At 68.4% G+C, this 17612-nt stretch carries 13 protein-coding genes; 2 read left to right on the top strand and 11 right to left on the bottom strand.

Going from position 1 to position 17612, the window contains the following annotated elements; translation table 11 throughout:
* Window positions 1-132 precede the first annotated feature (132 nt).
* Window positions 133-567: a nuclear transport factor 2 family protein gene (locus HEP75_RS22295; RefSeq protein ID WP_255423830.1), complete on the bottom strand. Its 435-nt coding sequence runs from the start codon at window positions 565-567 to the stop codon at window positions 133-135.
* A 108-nt stretch (window positions 568-675) separates the two neighbouring features.
* Between HEP75_RS22295 and HEP75_RS11460 the strand changes: the two genes are divergently transcribed.
* The gene (locus HEP75_RS11460) at window positions 676-2361 is read left to right on the top strand and encodes a long-chain fatty acid--CoA ligase (RefSeq protein ID WP_185823635.1); all 1686 of its coding nucleotides are present in this window, start codon (window positions 676-678) and stop codon (window positions 2359-2361) included.
* A 255-nt stretch (window positions 2362-2616) separates the two neighbouring features.
* A complete protein-coding gene (locus HEP75_RS11455) occupies window positions 2617-3492 on the top strand; it encodes a crotonase/enoyl-CoA hydratase family protein (RefSeq protein ID WP_185823634.1) in 876 nt (291 codons plus the stop codon).
* Window positions 3493-3543: 51 nt separating this feature from the next.
* Here HEP75_RS11455 and HEP75_RS11450 read toward each other — a convergent pair whose 3' ends face one another.
* The 10 genes from HEP75_RS11450 to greA all read right to left on the bottom strand — a co-directional run bounded on the left by HEP75_RS11450 (window position 3544) and on the right by greA (window position 17608).
* Window positions 3544-5703 (bottom strand): ATP-binding protein, encoded by a 2160-nt coding sequence (locus tag HEP75_RS11450; RefSeq protein WP_185812966.1) that lies wholly within the window; start codon window positions 5701-5703, stop codon window positions 3544-3546.
* The gene (locus tag HEP75_RS11445; RefSeq protein ID WP_185823633.1) at window positions 5700-6842 is read right to left on the bottom strand and encodes a two-component system response regulator; all 1143 of its coding nucleotides are present in this window, start codon (window positions 6840-6842) and stop codon (window positions 5700-5702) included. The genes HEP75_RS11450 and HEP75_RS11445 overlap by 4 nt, the downstream gene beginning before the upstream one ends.
* 186 nt (window positions 6843-7028) lie before the next feature.
* Complete coding sequence (lysS, locus tag HEP75_RS11440) at window positions 7029-8546, bottom strand: lysine--tRNA ligase (protein ID WP_185823632.1); 1518 nt, start codon at window positions 8544-8546, stop codon at window positions 7029-7031.
* A gap of 96 nt (window positions 8547-8642) precedes the next feature.
* Window positions 8643-9768 (bottom strand): peptide chain release factor 2 gene (gene prfB / locus HEP75_RS11435; protein ID WP_185812969.1). Its coding sequence is split into 2 segments (ribosomal slippage): window positions 8643-9692 and window positions 9694-9768, totalling 1125 coding nucleotides; the frame shifts between segments, so codons are not numbered across the junction.
* A complete protein-coding gene (locus tag HEP75_RS11430) occupies window positions 9691-9879 on the bottom strand; it encodes a hypothetical protein (protein WP_185823630.1) in 189 nt (62 codons plus the stop codon). Before HEP75_RS11430 ends, prfB begins: the two co-directional genes overlap by 78 nt.
* Window positions 9876-10772 (bottom strand): LytTR family DNA-binding domain-containing protein, encoded by an 897-nt coding sequence (locus HEP75_RS11425; RefSeq protein WP_185820197.1) that lies wholly within the window; start codon window positions 10770-10772, stop codon window positions 9876-9878. Before HEP75_RS11425 ends, HEP75_RS11430 begins: the two co-directional genes overlap by 4 nt.
* Window positions 10773-10823: 51 nt before the next feature.
* On the bottom strand, window positions 10824-13760 hold the full coding sequence (locus HEP75_RS11420; RefSeq protein ID WP_185823629.1) for a VIT domain-containing protein: 2937 nt from the start codon (window positions 13758-13760) through the stop codon (window positions 10824-10826).
* A 731-nt stretch (window positions 13761-14491) separates the two neighbouring features.
* Window positions 14492-16222, bottom strand: coding sequence for a single-stranded-DNA-specific exonuclease RecJ (gene recJ, locus HEP75_RS11415; RefSeq protein WP_185823628.1), 1731 nt, complete (start codon window positions 16220-16222; stop codon window positions 14492-14494).
* On the bottom strand, window positions 16219-17139 hold the full coding sequence (locus HEP75_RS11410; RefSeq protein ID WP_185823627.1) for a phosphoglycerate mutase: 921 nt from the start codon (window positions 17137-17139) through the stop codon (window positions 16219-16221). The genes recJ and HEP75_RS11410 overlap by 4 nt, the downstream gene beginning before the upstream one ends.
* 4 nt (window positions 17140-17143) lie before the next feature.
* Window positions 17144-17608, bottom strand: coding sequence for a transcription elongation factor GreA (gene greA, locus HEP75_RS11405; protein ID WP_170867603.1), 465 nt, complete (start codon window positions 17606-17608; stop codon window positions 17144-17146).
* Window positions 17609-17612 lie beyond the last annotated feature (4 nt).

Genomic DNA, 17612 nt, shown 5'->3' with positions numbered 1-17612 from the left:
GCCGCTCGCGCGCACGCCCGCTCATCTGCATGGCGTTTGGAAATAACGGGTCTTTGCCCGCCACAACGACAGCATTGAAGGCGCCCCGTTTCCCGAACGGGGCGATTGCGGCTTCGCCCTACCCGCGGCTCGCTACGGCACCGCACTCCAATGCGCATGCCGCAGCCGCCAGCGCCCGTCCTGCTCGCGCCAGCCGGTGACCACTGCGTAGCGCTGCATCCGCTCCGACAGCAAACGCGCGTCGCCGCCGCTGACCACCGCGTCGAACCGCACCGTAGCGTCGTCGCCCTGCAGCGCGATCGACAGCGGTCCGGTGTTCACTCCGATCCGCGCGTTGGCCAGGAATTGCGCGCGCAACAGGTTGTGCAGCGCAGCACGATCCATCCCCGCCTCGCCCGCGAAATCCTCGGCCACCGCGGCCATCGCATCGCGCAGGCGATGTTCCTCCACCGCCTCCTGCATCGCGGCGATGTCCTTGCGCAGCCGCTGTTCCGCCGAATCGCGCTGGCAGCCGGGCAAGGCCAGCAGCAACGCGCATCCCCATCCCCACGCCCATGCCTGTCGCATCGGATTTTCTCCAGGTTTCGCCTTTTCCATGCGGGACGGTATCCTGCCACTCGCCACGCCGCAGCGTTGCGTCGGCGTGCGGCAGCATTCCACACGAGGGGGGAGTACATGAGTCAGGAACGTCCGTGGTTGCAGAGTTATCCGGCCAGCATTCCCGCCGAGATCGACGTCAACGAGTACCGATCCGTCGCCGCCGTCTTCGAAACCTCCGTCGCCAAGTTCGGCGACCGTCCGGCCTACTGCAACTTCGGCAAGACCCTGACCTACCGCGAGGCCGGCGAACTGGCCCGGCACTTCGCCGCCTATCTGCTGGGCGAGTTGCAGCTGAAGAAGGGCGACCGCGTCGCGCTGATGATGCCCAACTGCCTGCAGTACCCGATCGCCACCTTCGGCGTGCTGCTGGCCGGCATGACCGTGGTCAACGTCAATCCGCTGTACACGCCGCGCGAACTGCGCCACCAACTGATCGACTCCGGCGCCAGCGCGATCGTGGTGATCGACAACTTCGCCAAGACCGTGCAGGACGTGCTGGCCGACACGCAGCTCAAGCAGGTCATCACCACCGGCCTGGGCGACATGCTCGGCTTTCCGAAGGGCGCGCTGGTCAACTTCGTGCTCAAGTACGTCAAGAAGCTGGTACCCGACTACGATATCCCCAACGCGGTGCGCTTCCGCGACACGCTGACCCTGGGCCGCCTGCATACGCTGCCGCAACTGGACATCGAACCGGACGACATCGCCTTCCTGCAGTACACCGGCGGCACCACCGGCGTGGCCAAGGGCGCGATGCTGACCCACCGCAACCTGGTCGCCAACATGCTGCAGGCCGGCGCCTGGATCGCGGCGACCGGCAAGCTGGAGGAAGGCAAGGAAGTCATCATCACCGCGCTGCCGCTGTACCACATCTTCGCGCTGACCGCGAACGGCCTGGTGTTCATGAAGCTCGGCGGCCTCAACCACCTGATCAGCAATCCGCGCGACATGCCCGGCTTCGTCAAGGAGTTGCAGAAGACCCGCTTCACCGCCTTCACCGGGGTCAACACGCTGTTCAACGGCCTGCTCAACACGCCCGGCTTCGACAAGGTGGATTTCTCGACGTTGAAGTTCACCCTGGGCGGCGGCATGGCGGTGCAGCGCGCCGTGGCCGAGCGCTGGAAGCAGGTGACCGGGTTGACCCTGGTCGAGGCCTACGGCCTGACCGAGACCTCGCCCGCCGCCTGCATCAACCCGCTGACGCTGCAGGAATACAACGGCGCCATCGGCCTGCCGATCCCGTCCACCGACGCCTGCGTCAAGGACGACCAGGGCCAGATCATGGCGCCCGGCGACGTCGGCGAGCTGTGCATCAAGGGCCCGCAGGTGATGAAGGGCTACTGGCGCCGCCCCGAGGAAACCGCCGGCGCGATCGATGCCGACGGCTGGCTGCACACCGGCGACATGGCACGGATGGATCCGCAGGGCTTCTTCTATATCGTCGACCGCAAGAAGGACATGATCCTGGTCTCCGGCTTCAACGTGTACCCGAACGAGGTCGAGGACGTGATCGCGATGATGCCCGGCGTACTGGAAGTGGCCGCGGTCGGCGTGCCGGACGAGAAATCCGGCGAAGTGGTCAAGGTGGTCATCGTCAAGAAGGACCCCAACCTCACCGCCGAGGACGTCAAGGCCCACGCCCGCGCCAACCTGACCGGCTACAAGCATCCGCGCATCGTCGAGTTCCGCAAGGAACTGCCCAAGACCAACGTCGGCAAGATCCTGCGGCGGGAATTGCGCGACAGCCCGCCGGCCGCCTAGGTCGCCACTGGCGTGGACTCCAGGTCCACGCCGCGCGGCGGGCGCAGGCCAGACACACTCCGCCGTTACCCTCGCTTCTCGGCCCTGCCGCCAAGACGCATGGCTGTGGCCAGCCATGCCCGCCACAAGACGTGAATTTCTCCGTCCAAGGCGCCATCAGTCCTCTGTTTCCGTAGGTGTAGCATCGGCTCGCGCGCCGTCCCCCCGGCGCCGCGCACGCCGTTCCGCTGCCAACCAAAACACCGAGGAAATCCCATGAACGTTGACAAACGCTTCTTCAACCCGAGCTTCCCCACCATCCGCGTCGAGTCGAGCGCGGATGGCAACGCGCATTGGATGTTCATGCACAACGATGCGGCCGTCGGCGCCCGCCCGTGCTTCAGGGACGATCTGCTCGACGACATGTGGAGCTTTACCGATGCGATCACCCTGAGCGGCGGCAATACGCTGCAGCGCGGGCAACTGCGGCACTTCGTATTGGCCTCGGATGCGAACGTGTTCAACCTCGGCGGAGACCTGGAACTGTTTACCCAGCTCATTCGCTTGCGCGACAGGGACAGCTTGCTCGCCTACGCCAAGCGTTGCGTGGAAGGCGTGCATACCCTGCATACCGGCCTCGGCGGCGACGTGCGGACCATCGCGTTGCTGCAGGGCGACGCCCTGGGCGGCGGCCTGGAGATGGCGCTGGCATGCCACACCATCGTGGCGGAGGAAGGCGTCGGCATGGGCTTGCCGGAGGTGATGTTCGGCCTGTTTCCGGGCATGGGCGCCTACTCCTTCCTGTGCCAGCGCGTATCGCCGCAGCTGGCCGAGAAGATCATTCTGGAAGGAACGGTCTACAGCAGCGAGCAGATGCATGCACTCGGCGTGGTCGACATCCTGGTACCCAGGGGCGAGGGAAAGGCGGCGGTCGAGGAACTGATCCGCATCCAGCAGCGCAGCAAGCTGTCCTATCTCGCGATGAACGCGGCGCGCCGCATTTCGCAACACGTGTCGTTGCGGGAACTGATGGCCATCACCGAAGTCTGGGTAGACGCGGCGCTTGCGTTAGACGACAAGTCGCTACGCATGATGGACCGATTGGTGCGGGCCCAGACGCGGCGCGCGCACAACGTCGCCGCGCTCGCCTAGAAGACTCAGACCGGAAGGGGGCCCGGGCCCGGCCGAATGCCGGGCTTTCCCTCAGCGCAGTTCGTTGCCGTCCTGCTGGCTGCTTCGCAGCGCCCGCAGGTCCAGCACCTCCCTGCCCTCGGTCAGGCTGGCATTGAGCGTCGCCAGGCATTGCCGCCACTCGCTGCGCATCTGCCAATCCGCCATGCGCATCAGTTCGCCGCCAAGGTTGGCCATCTTCACCAGCCCCAGGTTGCTCGCCACGCCCTTTACCGCGTGCGCATGTTCGCGCAACCGCTCCCAATTCTCGGACTCGCCCGCCATCTGCATTCCGCCTAGGCAGCCATCGGCATCGTTGAGGCATTGGGAAATGAATTCCCGCTCGAATCCGTCACCCATGCCCAGGCCAGCCAGCTCGTCGAGTACGGACGAATCCAACACCCCCTCCTTGGCAAGCCGCGATTGCGGTTCGGCCGGGCGCAACCTGCCGTCCGTGGCGATATCCGTCAGCGTGTCCAGCAGCCGCGAGGCGACCACCGGCTTGGCCAGGAACGTATGTGCGCCGGCCTGTTCGCAGCGGTGAATCGACTCAGGCGTGACGTCCGCGCTGAGCACCACGACCGGTGTGCGCGAACGGCCGGCCTGCATGATCCGCAAGTGCTTGAGCATGTCCAGGCCACTCATCCCCGGCATGTGCAGATCGACGATGACGGCATCGAAATCGGTCTCGGCAAGCGCATCGAGCACCGCTTCCGCACCATCGAGACAGATCGCGCGATGGCCGGCCTTCTGCAGCAGGCGCTGCAGCACCATGCGGTTGGCCGCATGATCGTCGGCAACCAGGATGCGCATGCTACGCACCCGCGCGCGATGGCGCAGGAACGGATCCGTGAACGCGATGATGTTGCCGCTCGGCGACGGTTCTTCTTCGCTTGCGCCATCCCGAGCGTTGCTGGTCAGCGGCGCGGCGGCTGCGGCCTCGAACGGCAGCTCGAACCAGAAGCGGCTACCGCGCGGAGGACTCTCCTGGTAACCGATGCTGCCGCCCATCGCTTCGACCAGTCCCTTGGCGATCGTGGTTCCCAGGCCGGTGCCTTCGTAACGCCGGGACAGGCCCACGTCCGCCTGTTCGAACGCCTCGAACAGGCGCGGGCGCATCGCGGGCGGCACGCCGATCCCCGTGTCGACGATGTCGAAACTCAACCGGAACGGCTCGCCGGCGTCGTTGCGCTGTATCCGGACACGGATATCCACCCGCCCCATGTTGGTGAACTTGATCGCGTTGCCGGCCAGGTTCAACAGGATCTGCCGCAGGTGCCCCGCGTCGCCACGCACATGGTCGGGCACATCGGCCGCGACCTCCAGGTGGTAGCCGAGCGCCTTGGCGCGCGCCTGCGGCTGCAGGATCAAGCCGATCTGCGCCAGAGTCTCGCGCAGCGAAAAATCATGCTTCTCGGTGCGGATCTTGCCCGCCTCGATGGCGGAAATATCCAACACCTCTTCCACCAGGGACAGCAGACTTCGCGCGGACGCCTGGATGGTGCCCACGCACTCGCGCTGTTCCGCGTCCAGCTTGGTGGTGGCCAGGACTTCGGTCATGCCGGACAAGCCGTTCAACGGGGTCCGGAACTCATGGCTCATGTTGGCAAGGAATCGGCTCTTGGCTTCGCTGGCGCGCCGCGCCTCCGCGGTCGCCTGGGTCAACTGCCGCAGCAGCCCCGACAGATACATGGGAATCGCAATCAGACCGGCCCACAGCCCGGCGCTCAGCGTGACGTTCTCGCGCCAGTAGCCATTGAGCAGGACCACGCAACCGAAACTGATGCAGGCGGATACCACCGCGCCGATCAGATAACGGTTTCCGTAGCGAAGGCCATTGCCGACCGTGACCCACATGATGATGACGTAAAGCCAGGCCAGCGGTTCTCCCTGCAGGATCATCGCCACCGTCATCAGGCCATAGTCGGTCACCATGCCGATGACGCGCCGCACGTTCGACTTGCCTGGCCGCGCCAGAATCGCGGCGAACAGCGCCAGGCCGACAAGAACGCCCACGCCGCTCATCAGCACCGACGTCAGGTACACATCGGGCGCGAGCTGACCCAGCCTTTCGGCGATCGTCATGCAGACGATGACGCACAGGAAGATGCCGACCCGGATCAGCGTCTGCCCGTGTTCGGTATCCGTGCGCTGTCGCAAGCGGGCCCGGATCCATTCCAGCCGCGGTTTCACAGCGCGACCCCCGGCCGGACCGACGCGCTCGAAAACTTCTCGCAGATCAGATGCAGCTGCTCGCGCCCGCGGAACAGCGCGTCCACGCAGCGCGGGTCGAACAGGCGGCCGCGTTGCGCGTAGAGATAGGCGAGGGTCGCATCCATGGTCCAGGCTTCCTTGTAGGGACGCGGCGAGATCAGCGCGTCGAAGACGTCGGCGACCGCCACGATCCGCGCCTCCAGCGGGATCGCTTCGCCGACCAGTCCGTCGGGGTATCCGCTGCCATCGTAACGCTCATGGTGGCGCAGCGCGATCAGCGCGCCGACCTGGATGAAGCGGTTCTGGCTGCCGCTGAGCAGTTCATAGCCGATGCGCGGGTGCATGCGCATCACCGCTATCTCTTCCTCGTTGAGCTTGCCGGGCTTGAGCAGCACCGCATCGGGAATGGCGATCTTGCCCATGTCGTGCAGGCTCGCGGCCATCTCGATGACCCGCACCTCGTCCTCGGACAGGCCCAGCTGCTCGGCGATCAGGCCGGCCACGTGCGCCATCCGCTCCAGGTAGGCGCTGGTGCCGGCGTCGCGGTACTCGATCGCCCGCGCCAGCCGCGACAGGGTCTCGCGCTCGCGTTCCTCGACCTCACGCATGCTGGCCAGCAGGCGTTGCTCCAGCGACATCGCGCGCTGCTTGATGTTCTCGCTCTGCAGCCGCAGCTGCAGCAGGTTGTGGCAGCGCGCGCGCAGTTCGCGCGGGCGGATCGGCTTGACCAGGAAGTCGATGACCCCGGCTTCCAGCGCGGCCTGGCGGATCGGCTCGTCGCCGACCACGGTGATCAGGATGATCGGAATGTCGCGGTGCTTGGGCAGGCGCCGCAGCCGCCGCGCGAATTCCAGCCCGTCCATGCCGGGCATGCGGTAGTCGAGCAGCAACAAATCGACCTTGCCGGCCTCGCACCAGGCCAGTGCGGCCTGCGAGTCGCCGAAGTCGCGCACGGTCAGTTCCGGGGCGATGTCCTCGATCACGTGGCGCAGCATGGTGCGCGCAGACGTCTGATCGTCGACGATGACGATGTTCAAGCGATTGTCCGCCCCCTCCGCCCAGTCCGGGCGGTCGCTGCTGGAGGATACTCCGGACAGGCTCATGCTGGCATCTTGCATCTGCGATCCTCTCGCCCACGGGCTTCGGGCTGCTGAGACAATAACGGGAAACGCTCCGGCGCCGGCTATGCCGACCCAACCGCCTCACTTCCGCTTGCTTGCCAACCGCTTGCTTGCCGACGCCCGATACGAGAACCCCACGCCTACGAGAACCCCACGCCAAGGCTACCGCCGCCTTCGGCTAGATTAAGCCTCCGGGCGCATGTACGGGAACAGCAGCACGTCACGGATCGAATTGCTGCCGGTAAGCAACATTACCAGCCGATCGATGCCCATGCCCATGCCGCCGGTGGGCGGCAGGCCGACCTCCAGCGCACGGATGTAGTCGGCGTCGAAGTGCATGGCCTCGTCGTCGCCGCCCTCCTTCGCCGCCACCTGGGCCTGGAACCGGGCCGCCTGGTCTTCCGGATCGTTGAGCTCGGAGAAGCCGTTGGCGATCTCCTTGCCGTTGATGAACAGCTCGAAGCGGTCGGTATAGCCGGGTTCGGTGTCGCTGGAACGGGCCAGCGGCGACACCTCGACCGGGTGGTCGGTGATGAAGGTCGGCTGGATCAGGGTGTGCTCGACGGTCGCCTCGAAGATCTCCAGCAGCAGCTTGCCCCAGCCGTAGGACGGCTTGGTGCGGATCTTCAGCCGCTCGCAGTGGCGCAGCAGCGCGGCGCGGTCGGTGCAGTCTGCGGCGCTGATCTCGGGGTTGTGGTGACGCACCGCCTCGTCCATGCGCCAGCGGCGGAACGCCGGGGCCAGGTCGATGTCGGCGCCGTCCCAGTGCACCTGGGTGGTGCCGAGCACCTCCTGGGCCACGTCGCGGATCACGCTCTCGGTCAGGTCCATCACCTCGTGGTACGTGGCGTAGGCCTCGTACAGCTCCATCATGGTGAATTCGGGATTGTGCCGGGTGCTGACGCCTTCGTTGCGGAAATTGCGGTTGATTTCGTAGACCCGTTCCAGCCCGCCGACCACCAGCCGCTTCAGGTACAGCTCCGGCGCCACGCGCAGGTACAGGTCCAGGTCCAGCGCGTTGTGGTGGGTGGTGAACGGCTTGGCGGTGGCGCCGCCGGGGATGTAATGCATCATCGGCGTCTCCACTTCCAGGAAACGGCGCGCGTCCAGCCAGGCGCGCATCGCGCGGATAATCTTGGAGCGCTTGACGAACACCTCGCGCGCCTCCGGCGACACGATCAGGTCCACGTAGCGCTGGCGATAGCGCTGCTCCACGTCGGACAGGCCGTGCCACTTGTCCGGCAACGGGCGCAGCGCCTTGGTCAACAGCCGCAGCGCCGTCGCCCGCACCGACAGCTCGCCGGTCTTGGTGCGGGTCAGCCCGCCTTCCACGCCGATGATGTCGCCGATGTCCCAGCCCTTGAACGCGTCGTAGGCCGGGCCCAGCGCGTTGGCCTGCAGGAACAGCTGGATGCGCCCGGACTCGTCCTGCAGCTGCACGAAGCTGGCCTTGCCCATCACCCGCTTGGCCAGCAGGCGCCCGGCCAGGCTTAGGTTGCGGCCCTCGGCCTCCAGCGCCTCGGCGCCCCAGCGCTCGGCATCGGCGAACTCGGCCTGCAGGTCGCCGGCGTAATCGTTGCGGCGGAAATCGTTCGGATAGGCCACGCCCTGCGCGCGCAGCGCTCCCAGCTTGGCGCGGCGTTCGGCGATGAGGCCGTTCTCGTCGACGGGAAGGGACGGCGCGGGGGTCTGCTCGGTCATGGGAATGGGTACGCGGAGAAGAAGGGAGAGGATGCAGCAGATGCGCGGGCTGCGCCGCGGGGCCGGCCTCCGCCACGGTGGGCGCAGGCCGACGGTTCAGGCGTCGCTGCGTTTGGCGCCGACTTCCAGGCCGGATTTGAGGCTGGCCTCGACGAATTCGTCCAGGTCGCCGTCGAGCACCTTCTGCGTGTCGGTGCGTTCGATGCCGGTGCGCAGGTCCTTGATCCGGCTCTGGTCGAGCACGTAGTTGCGGATCTGGCTGCCCCAGCCGATGTCCGACTTGGTCGCCTCGACCGCGTCGCGCTCGGCGTTGCGCTTCTGGATCTCCAACTCGTACAGCTTGGCGGCGAGCATCTTCATCGCGTTGTCGCGGTTCTGGTGCTGGCTGCGCCCGGTCTGGCAGGCCACGACGATGTTGGTCGGGATGTGGGTGATGCGCACCGCCGACTCGGTCTTGTTGACGTGCTGACCGCCGGCGCCGGAGGAGCGATAGACGTCGGTGCGCAGGTCGGCCGGATTGATCTCGATGTCGATGTTGTCGTCCACTTCCGGCGACACGAACACCGAGGTGAAGCTGGTGTGGCGGCGGTTGTCCGAATCGAACGGCGACTTGCGCACCAGCCGGTGCACGCCGGTCTCGGTCTTCAGCCAGCCATAGGCGAAATCGCCTTCCACGCGCACCGTGGCCGACTTGATCCCCGCGACTTCGCCGCCGGAGACTTCCATCAGTTCGGTCTTCCAGCCGCGCGATTCGCACCAGCGCAGGTACATGCGCAGCAGGATCTCGGCCCAGTCCTGGGCCTCGGTGCCGCCGGCGCCGGCCTGGATGTCGACGAAGGCGTTGCTGGCGTCCATCTGCCCGGAGAACATGCGCTGGAATTCCAGCTTCTCCACATGCGCCTGGAAGCGATCGACATCGGCGACCACCGCCAGCGCAGTGTCCTCGTCGTCCTCGCTCTCGGCCAGCTCCAGGAACTCAAGCGCCTCGTTCAGCCCGTCGAGCACGCTGGCGATGCCGCCGACGGTCTTCTCCAGGTTGGAGCGCTCGCGGCCCAGGCCCTGGGCGCGCTCGGGGTCGTTCCACACATCGGGATTTTCCAGCTCCCGGGTGACTTCCTCTAGGCGTTCTTTCTTGACGTCGTAGTCAAAGAAACCCCCGGAGCGACAGCACCCGATCGGACAGATCGGCGATGCGGTGGCGGATGGGATTGAGTTCGATCATGGCGGCATTCCGGCAAACGGCAAACAAGAGCGCGATTCTAGCAATTCCGGCCGCCGCGCCACAGCGCGCGCGCTGCCGCGCCCGGGCCGGGCCGGGCCGGGCCACGATCACTCGGCGATCGCCGCCTCGCCCTCGCCGGCCGCCGTGCGCAGGGCCGCGCGGTAGCGGCGGCTGCACGGCACATGGCTGCCGTCGCGCAGGTGCACGCGCGCTTCGCCGGCCTCCAGCGGCTCGATCGAGACCACGCAGCCCAGGTTGACCATGTAGCTGCGGTGGATGCGCACGAACACGGCCGGGTCGAGCCTGGCCTCGATCGCGGCCATGGTGCTGCGCAGCGGGTAGTCGTGGCCGCGCACGCGCAGGTTGACGTAGTTGCCCGAGGCCTGCAGCCATTCGATATCGGCGGCGGCGACCAGGAAATCGCGGCCGAGCTTGCGCACCAGGAAGCGCTCCGGGCGCTCCAGCGACTCCACCGGCGGGCCTTCGTCGGGCGCGCCGAGCAGGGCCGCCTCGCCCTGCCAGCGGCGCAGCAGGAAGCGATACATCTCCACGCACAGCAGCATCGAGGCCAGGCTGCGCACGTCCTTCAGGTATTCGTAGGCCAGCCCCTGCGGCCACGGGCCGAAGTCGTAGTGCTGGTCCTGCAGCCGGTACACCACGCTGCGGACCGCGACCATGCCCAGCACGTGCAGCACCGACAGCGCGACACTGCCCAGCAGATAGGCCGGCAACCGGCGCCGCCAGTTGTCCCAGTGCAGCGGATAGCGCCGGGTCAACAGCACCACGATCGGCACGATCAGCAGGAACACCAGGCCGCTGGACCATTCCCACAGCGCCGGCTCCCACGCGGCGAAGTGCAGCCCGGTGCGGCGGATGTCGATCAGCACGGTGATGCTGTTGGCGATGCCGTTGACCAGGGTCAGCGCGACCCAGAAGCCGATCTCGAAACTGCGGCGCCACGGCAGGAAACGGGAATAGACGCTGGTGGCTGGCGATTCGGACATGGCGCATTTTAGCGCGCCGGCCATTCGGTAATGGCCGGCGCGCGGACGGCCTCAGCGCACCTCGAACTCGCCGACCAGGATCGTCTCCTTCTGGTCCTTCAGCCGCAGCGTCACCTGCTGGTCGCGCTGCGTGGCGCCGCCCCAGCCGGTGCTCAGCTGCAGGTGCAAGGTGGTGGCGCCGGTGACCAGCGGCTGGCGGTCGCCGAAGAAATTCGCTTCCACCTTGTACTTGCCCGGCTTGGCCCGGCGCAGCGAGAACTCTTCCGGCCCGTAGCCGCCGGTGAAGTCCTGCGACAGCTGCCCGCCCTGGTAGGTCGAGCGGTGCGCGTAATAGCAACGCTCGCCGTTGGGATCGGTCACCCACAGGTCCATGTCGCTGTTGTCGCTGTCCCAGTTCAGTACCACGCGCAAGTCCAGCGGCAGGTTGCGCTGCAGGCGTGGGTCGATGAAGCCGGTCTGCAATGGCTGCTGCGACCGCGCCACGATCGCGTTCAATTCGTTCAAGGCGATCAGCGCCACGCCGTCGAAGCGGCTGTCCCAGTCGCGCGCGACCACCTGGTACAGCTGTTCGATCGCGGCCTGCGCGTCGCCGCGCGCGGCGTAGGCCAGGCCCAGGTCGCGGAAGCTCTGCGGCTCTTCCTCGCCCAGCCGCAGCACCTGCTCGAACACCGGCACCGCCAGGTCCGCCCTGCCCGCCTGCAGCAACCGGTAGCCGAGCACGCGCAGCACATGGCGATTCTCCAGTTGCAGTTCGGCCAGGTTCGACAGCACGCGCAGCGCCAGTTCGTGCTGGCCGCGTTCGAACAGCACGTCGGCCACGTCCAGGTAGAACGCAACGCTGTCGGCGTGCGCGGCGCGCTCGCTCAGGTACAGCGGATAGACCGCTTCCGGCGCGGCGGCGCGCAGGCGCCGGGCGTAGGGCGAATCCGGCTGCCACGGCTGCAATGCCAGGGAAATCGTGGTGGACGCGGGCGCGCCGGCACGCGCATCGGCGTTCGCCTCGGCGTCCGCCGGTGCCGCAACCGCGGCGCTGACGGCCATCGCCTCCAGCTCAGCGGGCTCCGCTGCCGGCATCGGCGCGGCGGGTGCCGGTGGTGGCGCCATGGCCATCACCGGTGCGGGCCGCGAAACCTCATCCCGCCGTTCCCGACGGGCGTCCCCGCCCTCGCCTTGCGGCTTGGGCTGCGGCGGCGCGTTCTTCGGGAACGTGCGCTGCCACCAGGCCACGCGCTGGGCGAAATCCTCGGCGACGCGATCGATGCGCTGCTTGCGCTGCTCGCCCTGCTCTTGCTGGCGCTGCGCCTGCGCGCGTGCCACCGCCTCGCGCAGCGCCGGCGGCGGCGCGATGTCGTAGCGCACGTAGTCGTCCACGTTCTCCAGCACCAGCAACGAAGTGTCGGCGCTGACCAGGCCGAAGCGGCTGGCCAGCTGCTGGCGGCGCGCGGCGTCGCCGAGCGGATCGGCGGCCAGGCGGCGCAGCATGGCTCGCGCCCAGGCGCCTGGCACCAGATCGCCCGGCACCTCGCTGGCGTCGCGCAACGGAAGGCTCAGGCGGCGCGTGCTGGCGGCGGTGGCGATTTCCAGGTGCAGCGTCGCATCGTCCGCGAGCAGGCGCCCGGCGATGCGCAGATAGCCGTCGTCGGCGTAGCGCGAATCTGCGACCAGATCGGCGACGCCCTCGCCCTGCAGCGCCACCAGTTCGCCGCCACGCTGCAGCAGCCGTTCGCTGGCCTGCTGCACGCCCTGCATGCCCTGCAACTCGATCAAGCGGCCACCGCGCGCTTCCGCCGACGATGCCAGACGTGCCGCATCGGCATGGGCGCCAGCTGAATCGATTGCGTACAGGCGCTGGCCCTGCGCCAAGGTCGGCAAGGCCTGCGCGCCGTAGTTGCCGAGGCCATCGCTGAACAACAGATACTCCTGCACGTCCGCTGTCGGCCGCCAATCGCCCAGCGCGCTGGCGCCGTCCGGCTGCAGGCCCTGCAACGTCGCTTTCAACGCGCTCCACTCGCCAGCGCGCACCTGGAAACGGCGCGGCGCCTCGGCGCGGTCGCGCAGCACGATCAGATCGACCTGCGCGTTGCCCAGCGCGGCGAAATAGCGCTGCAGCAAGGCCAGTTCCGCAGGAATATCGCGCTGCCGCGCCGAACCCGATGCATCCCACAGCAGGCCGATGCGCTGCGGCAACGGGCGTGCGCTGTGCAGATCGGCGATCGGCAGCAGCGCCTGGAAGTAGCGTTGGCCGTCGTGGCTGCCGACCGCGACGCGTGGATCGCTGGCCGCGCGCAGCGACAGCGCCAGTTCCCTGGGCAGTTGTGCTGGCGTGCCCGACCACGCCGCCGCGTAACCGCCGGGTGCCGGCGACAGGCGCAGGCCCGCAGGCAACGCCGCGGTGTCCACCGGCGCGGCCTGCGTACTCAACTCCAGGCGCAACGCCTGGGCGCTTGCCGCATACCCCAGCGGCAGCCGCCACTGCCAACCGGCGGCGGTGCGCGGCAGCGACTCGCGATAGACCAGGCGCACGCGGCGGCTGCCGTGCGCGGGAATCGGATAGAGCCGCAGCTGGAACTGGTTGCCGGCGGTCTGCTCGACCAGGCCCGGGTCCACGCCGCGCCGCTCAATCGCCTCGAACACCTGCCGCCCGCGCGCCTTCGGCACCGGTACCGCGTCGCGCATCTGTCCGTCGATGTCCAAGGCGAAGCCGCTGATCTGCTGACCGTCGCGCAGCGGAAACGCCAGTTGCCCTTCCAGCACGCGCGCATTGGGGTTGAAGAACAGCAGGTCCACGGTGGTTTCGGCCAGGCCGGCCGCAGCGTGCGCGCTCACCGTCGCCGAGCGCAGCTCGACCGGGCGCTCGCTGCGATCGGTCTTCAGCAGCGGGGCCAGGAGTTGTCGCTGCGGCGCGATCTGGGCCAAGGCCGGCACGGCGGCGGCCGACAACAGCGAGAACAACAGCAGGCACAGGCCTTTGCGCGCGACGTACGGCATGGATCACTCCTTGATGGGTCGGTACAGCTTGAACGTCCGTTGTGGCGCTGTGGGGTTAGCCAGAATCTTCGTGCGGTGTGCTTGGGTCGCTTAGTCTTGCATCGATGCGGCTGATCCTATCTTCAGCCAACCCGTCTCCCGGGAGAGCGGCTGGCTTGTTCCCTTCTTCCAACGGGAGAAGGTGGCCCGCAGGGCCGGATGAGGGTACGGGCGCAGCCTCGTGCACCCAAACTCAGCGAGTCGCTTTCGCGCCGTACCCTCACCCCAACCCCTCTCCCGGTGGGAGAGGGGCTAATCGGCTGTTCCCTTCTCCCACCGGGAGAAGGTGGCCCGCAGGGCCGGATGAGGGTACGGGCGCAGCCTCGCGCACCCAAACTCAGCGAGTCGCTTTCGCGCCGTACCCTGACCCCTCTCCCGGTGGGAGAGGGGCTAATCGGCCGTTCCCTTCTCCCCTCGGGAGAAGGTGCCCCGCAGGGGCGGATGAGGGTACGAGCGCAGCCTCGTGCACCCAAACTCCGCGAGTCGCTTTCGCGCCGTACCCTCTCCCCAACCCGTCTCCCGGGGGGAGAGGGGCTAATCGGCTGTTCCCTTCTCCCACCGGGAGAAGGTGCCCCGAAGGGGCGGATGAGGGTACGGGCGCAGCCTCGTGCACCCAAACTCAGCGAGACGCTTTCGCGCCGTACCCTCACCCCACCCCCTCTCCCGAGGGGAGAGGGGCTAAGGACGCTGGATCAGCCCGACAGGCTCCGACAGTGCTCCACCACCAGTTGCACCGCTTCGCCGCCGCGATAGTCGTCGGCGACCAGGCGGTAGGCGATGTGCACGCGGCGGCCGGGTTCGTCGCCGTGCCAACCGTTGAAATGGATCGCGTTCAACGGCTCGCCGCGGCCGGCGCAGCGCAGGCTCAGTTTGAGGTGGCGCTCCTTCAGCAGGCGCCACTGCAGCACCTCGAACTCGCCGTCGAACAGCGGCTCGGGGAAGCCTTGCCCCCATGGCCCGGCTAGGCGCAGCGCCTCGGCATGGCGATGGTCCAGCTCATGCGGATCCAGCGCGCCGTCGCTGAGCAGTTCGGCTTGCAGCAGCGCCGCGTCCAGGCTGGCCAGCGCATGCTCGCGGAACAGCTGTTCGAACTCGGCCAACGCGGCGTGCGGCAGGCTCAGGCCCGCGGCCATCGCATGGCCGCCGAACTTGTCCATCAATCCGGGCCGGCGCGCCTCCACTGCGGCCATCGCGTCGCGGATGTGGAAGCCGGGAATGGAGCGCGCCGAGCCGCGCAACTGGTCGCTGCCCGGCTCGGCCGGGGCGAAGGCGATCACCGGGCGGTGCAGGCGGTCCTTCATCTTCGAGGCGACCAGGCCGATCACGCCCGGATGCCAGTCGGCATCGAACAGGCACACCGCCACCGGCGGCGCGTCCGGCGCGGCCAGCAGCGCCTGCGCCACGGTGGCCTCGGCCTCGTCGGTCATCTGCTGCTGCACCGCGCGGCGCTCGCCGTTGATCTGTTCCAGCGTGGCGGCGATCTCGCGCGCCTGCTGCGGGTCCTCGCACAGCAGCAGCTCGATACCCAGCGCCATGTCCTCGAGCCGGCCGGCGGCATTGAGCCGCGGCGCCAGCGCGAAACCGATGTCGCTGGCGCTGAGCCGCGCCGGATCGCGGCCGCTGGCTTCGATCAAGGCGCGCAGGCCGATGCAGCCGTCGCCGCGCTGCAGGCGGCGCAGTCCGGCCGAGACCAGCGCGCGGTTGTTGGTGTCCAGCGGCACCAGGTCGGCGACGGTGCCGACCGCGACCAGGTCCAGCAGCACCGTCAGATCCGGTGGCTGGGTGGCGAACGCGCCGCACTCGCGCAGGTGCCGGCGCAACGCCAGCAGCACGTAGAAGATCACCCCGACGCCGGCCAGCATCTTGCTCGGGAATGCGTCGCCGGCCAGGTTCGGATCGACGATCGCGTCGGCCGGCGGCAACACGCTGCCCGGCAGGTGGTGGTCGGTGACCAGCACCTGCCAGCCCAGTGCCTTGGCCGCGGCGACGCCGGCATGGCAGGCGATGCCGTGGTCGACGGTGACCAGCAGGTCCGGCTGCAGCGGCGCCAGCTCCGCGACCAGCGCCGGCGACAGGCCGTAGCCGTGGACCATGCGGTTCGGCACCGCGTGCAGCACCTGCGCGGCGCCTAGCAGGCGCAGTCCGCGCACCGCGACCGCGCAGGCGGTGGCGCCGTCGCAATCGAAATCGCCGACGACCAGAATCCGTTTGCCGGCAGCGATCGCCGAAGCCAGCAAGGCGACCGCCGCGTCGATGCCGCTCAGCGCATCCGGCGGCAGCAGTTGCGCCAGTTTCGGCTGCGCCAGGCTGGCGTCGTGCGCGCCGCGCGCGGTGTAGATGCGGCGCAGCAGCGGCAGCACGCTCTGCGTCCACGGCCCGCCCTCGGCGGCCGGCCGCCGGGTGATGCGCAGCGGCGGACTCATGCGTCCAGGCGCGCCAGCGGCCGCCGCCAGAAGCGCCAACGCTGCTCGCGCCCGATCCAGAAACGCGTGCCATCCTCGAAATCCAGCAGCAGTTGCTGCAACTCGCCCAGACGCAGCGCTTCGAGCAGCGGCTGCATCACCTCGCCGACGAACTGCTCGGGCGCGCGCAGCTGGCGCAGATCGACCAGCGCATCGACGCGCGGCGTTTGTTCGGCATCGATGCCGGCGGCCTGGGTCAGCGCGCGCAGCAGCGGCTCGCGACTGCGCACCTGCGCATGCGCGGTGCTCACCGTGGCCGGCAACGCGCCGCCGCCCCAGAACCACAGCGAGTTGATCGCCGGCTGTCCGCGCGCGCTGCGTTCGCGGTTCCACGGATGCTGGTGCAGCAGCACCTGCGCCTCGGTCAACAGCGCCCGCCAGCGCCGCCCGCCCTCGCCCTGCGGCAGATGGTCGAACAGATCGGCGCCGAGCACCTGCGCTGGTGCGGCGAACGCGGGCAGCACGCTGTCCGACGCCAGGCGCAGATACCAGCGGGTGGGTTCCGGCGCGTCCAGCACCAGGCCGGACTCGGCGAACAGGTCCTGCAGCGACGGCAGCAGCGCGGCCAGGTCGATGGCGTCGATCGCGAGCATGTCGCCATGCGCCATCAACCGCGCGCCCTGCATGTCCGGCACCACGTAGGCCGGATCGGCACGCAGCCACACCGCGTCGCCGGCGTCGCCGGCGTCCAGCTGCCGGGTCAACGCCGCCACCGGCCATTGCCCGGGCGGCAGCGCGAAATGGCGGCGCAACTGCGCTTCGGAGCCTGGTTCCAGGCGCTCGCGCTCGGCGCGGCCGAACGCCCGCGCCACCTCGCCGGTCAGCGTCGCGGCGGCCAGGCGCGCGCGCTCCGGCAACAACAAGGTGGCGACCGCCACGGCGTCAGCCGACGTATTCGACGCTGACGATCTCGTACTCGCGACGGCCGGCCGGAGCGTCGATGCTGACGCTGTCGCCTTCCAGCTTGCCGATCAGCGCACGCGCCAGCGGCGAGGAGATCGCGATCAGCCCCAGCTTGATGTCCGCTTCCAGATCGCCGACCAGCTGGTAGCGCTTCTCTTCGTCGTTTTCCACGTCGGCCAGGGTCACGGTCGCGCCGAACACCACCTTGCTGCCGACCGCCAGCTTGCTGACGTCGATGATCTCGGCATGCGACAGCTCGCTCTCCAGCTGCTTGATGCGGCCTTCGATGAAGCTCTGCTGCTCGCGCGCGGCGTGGTATTCGGCGTTTTCCTTCAGGTCGCCGTGCGCGCGCGCCTCGGCGATCGCGGCGATGACCTGCGGCCGCTTGACCGACTTCAACTGGTCCAGTTCCTCGCGCAAACGCAGCGCGCCTTGCATGGTGATCGGG

Source organism: Xanthomonas sp. SI (assembly GCF_014236855.1).
Lineage (GTDB): Bacteria > Pseudomonadota > Gammaproteobacteria > Xanthomonadales > Xanthomonadaceae > Xanthomonas_A.
The sequence above is the reverse complement of the archived record's forward strand: the minus strand, read 5'-3'. Positions and strand labels throughout refer to the sequence as shown.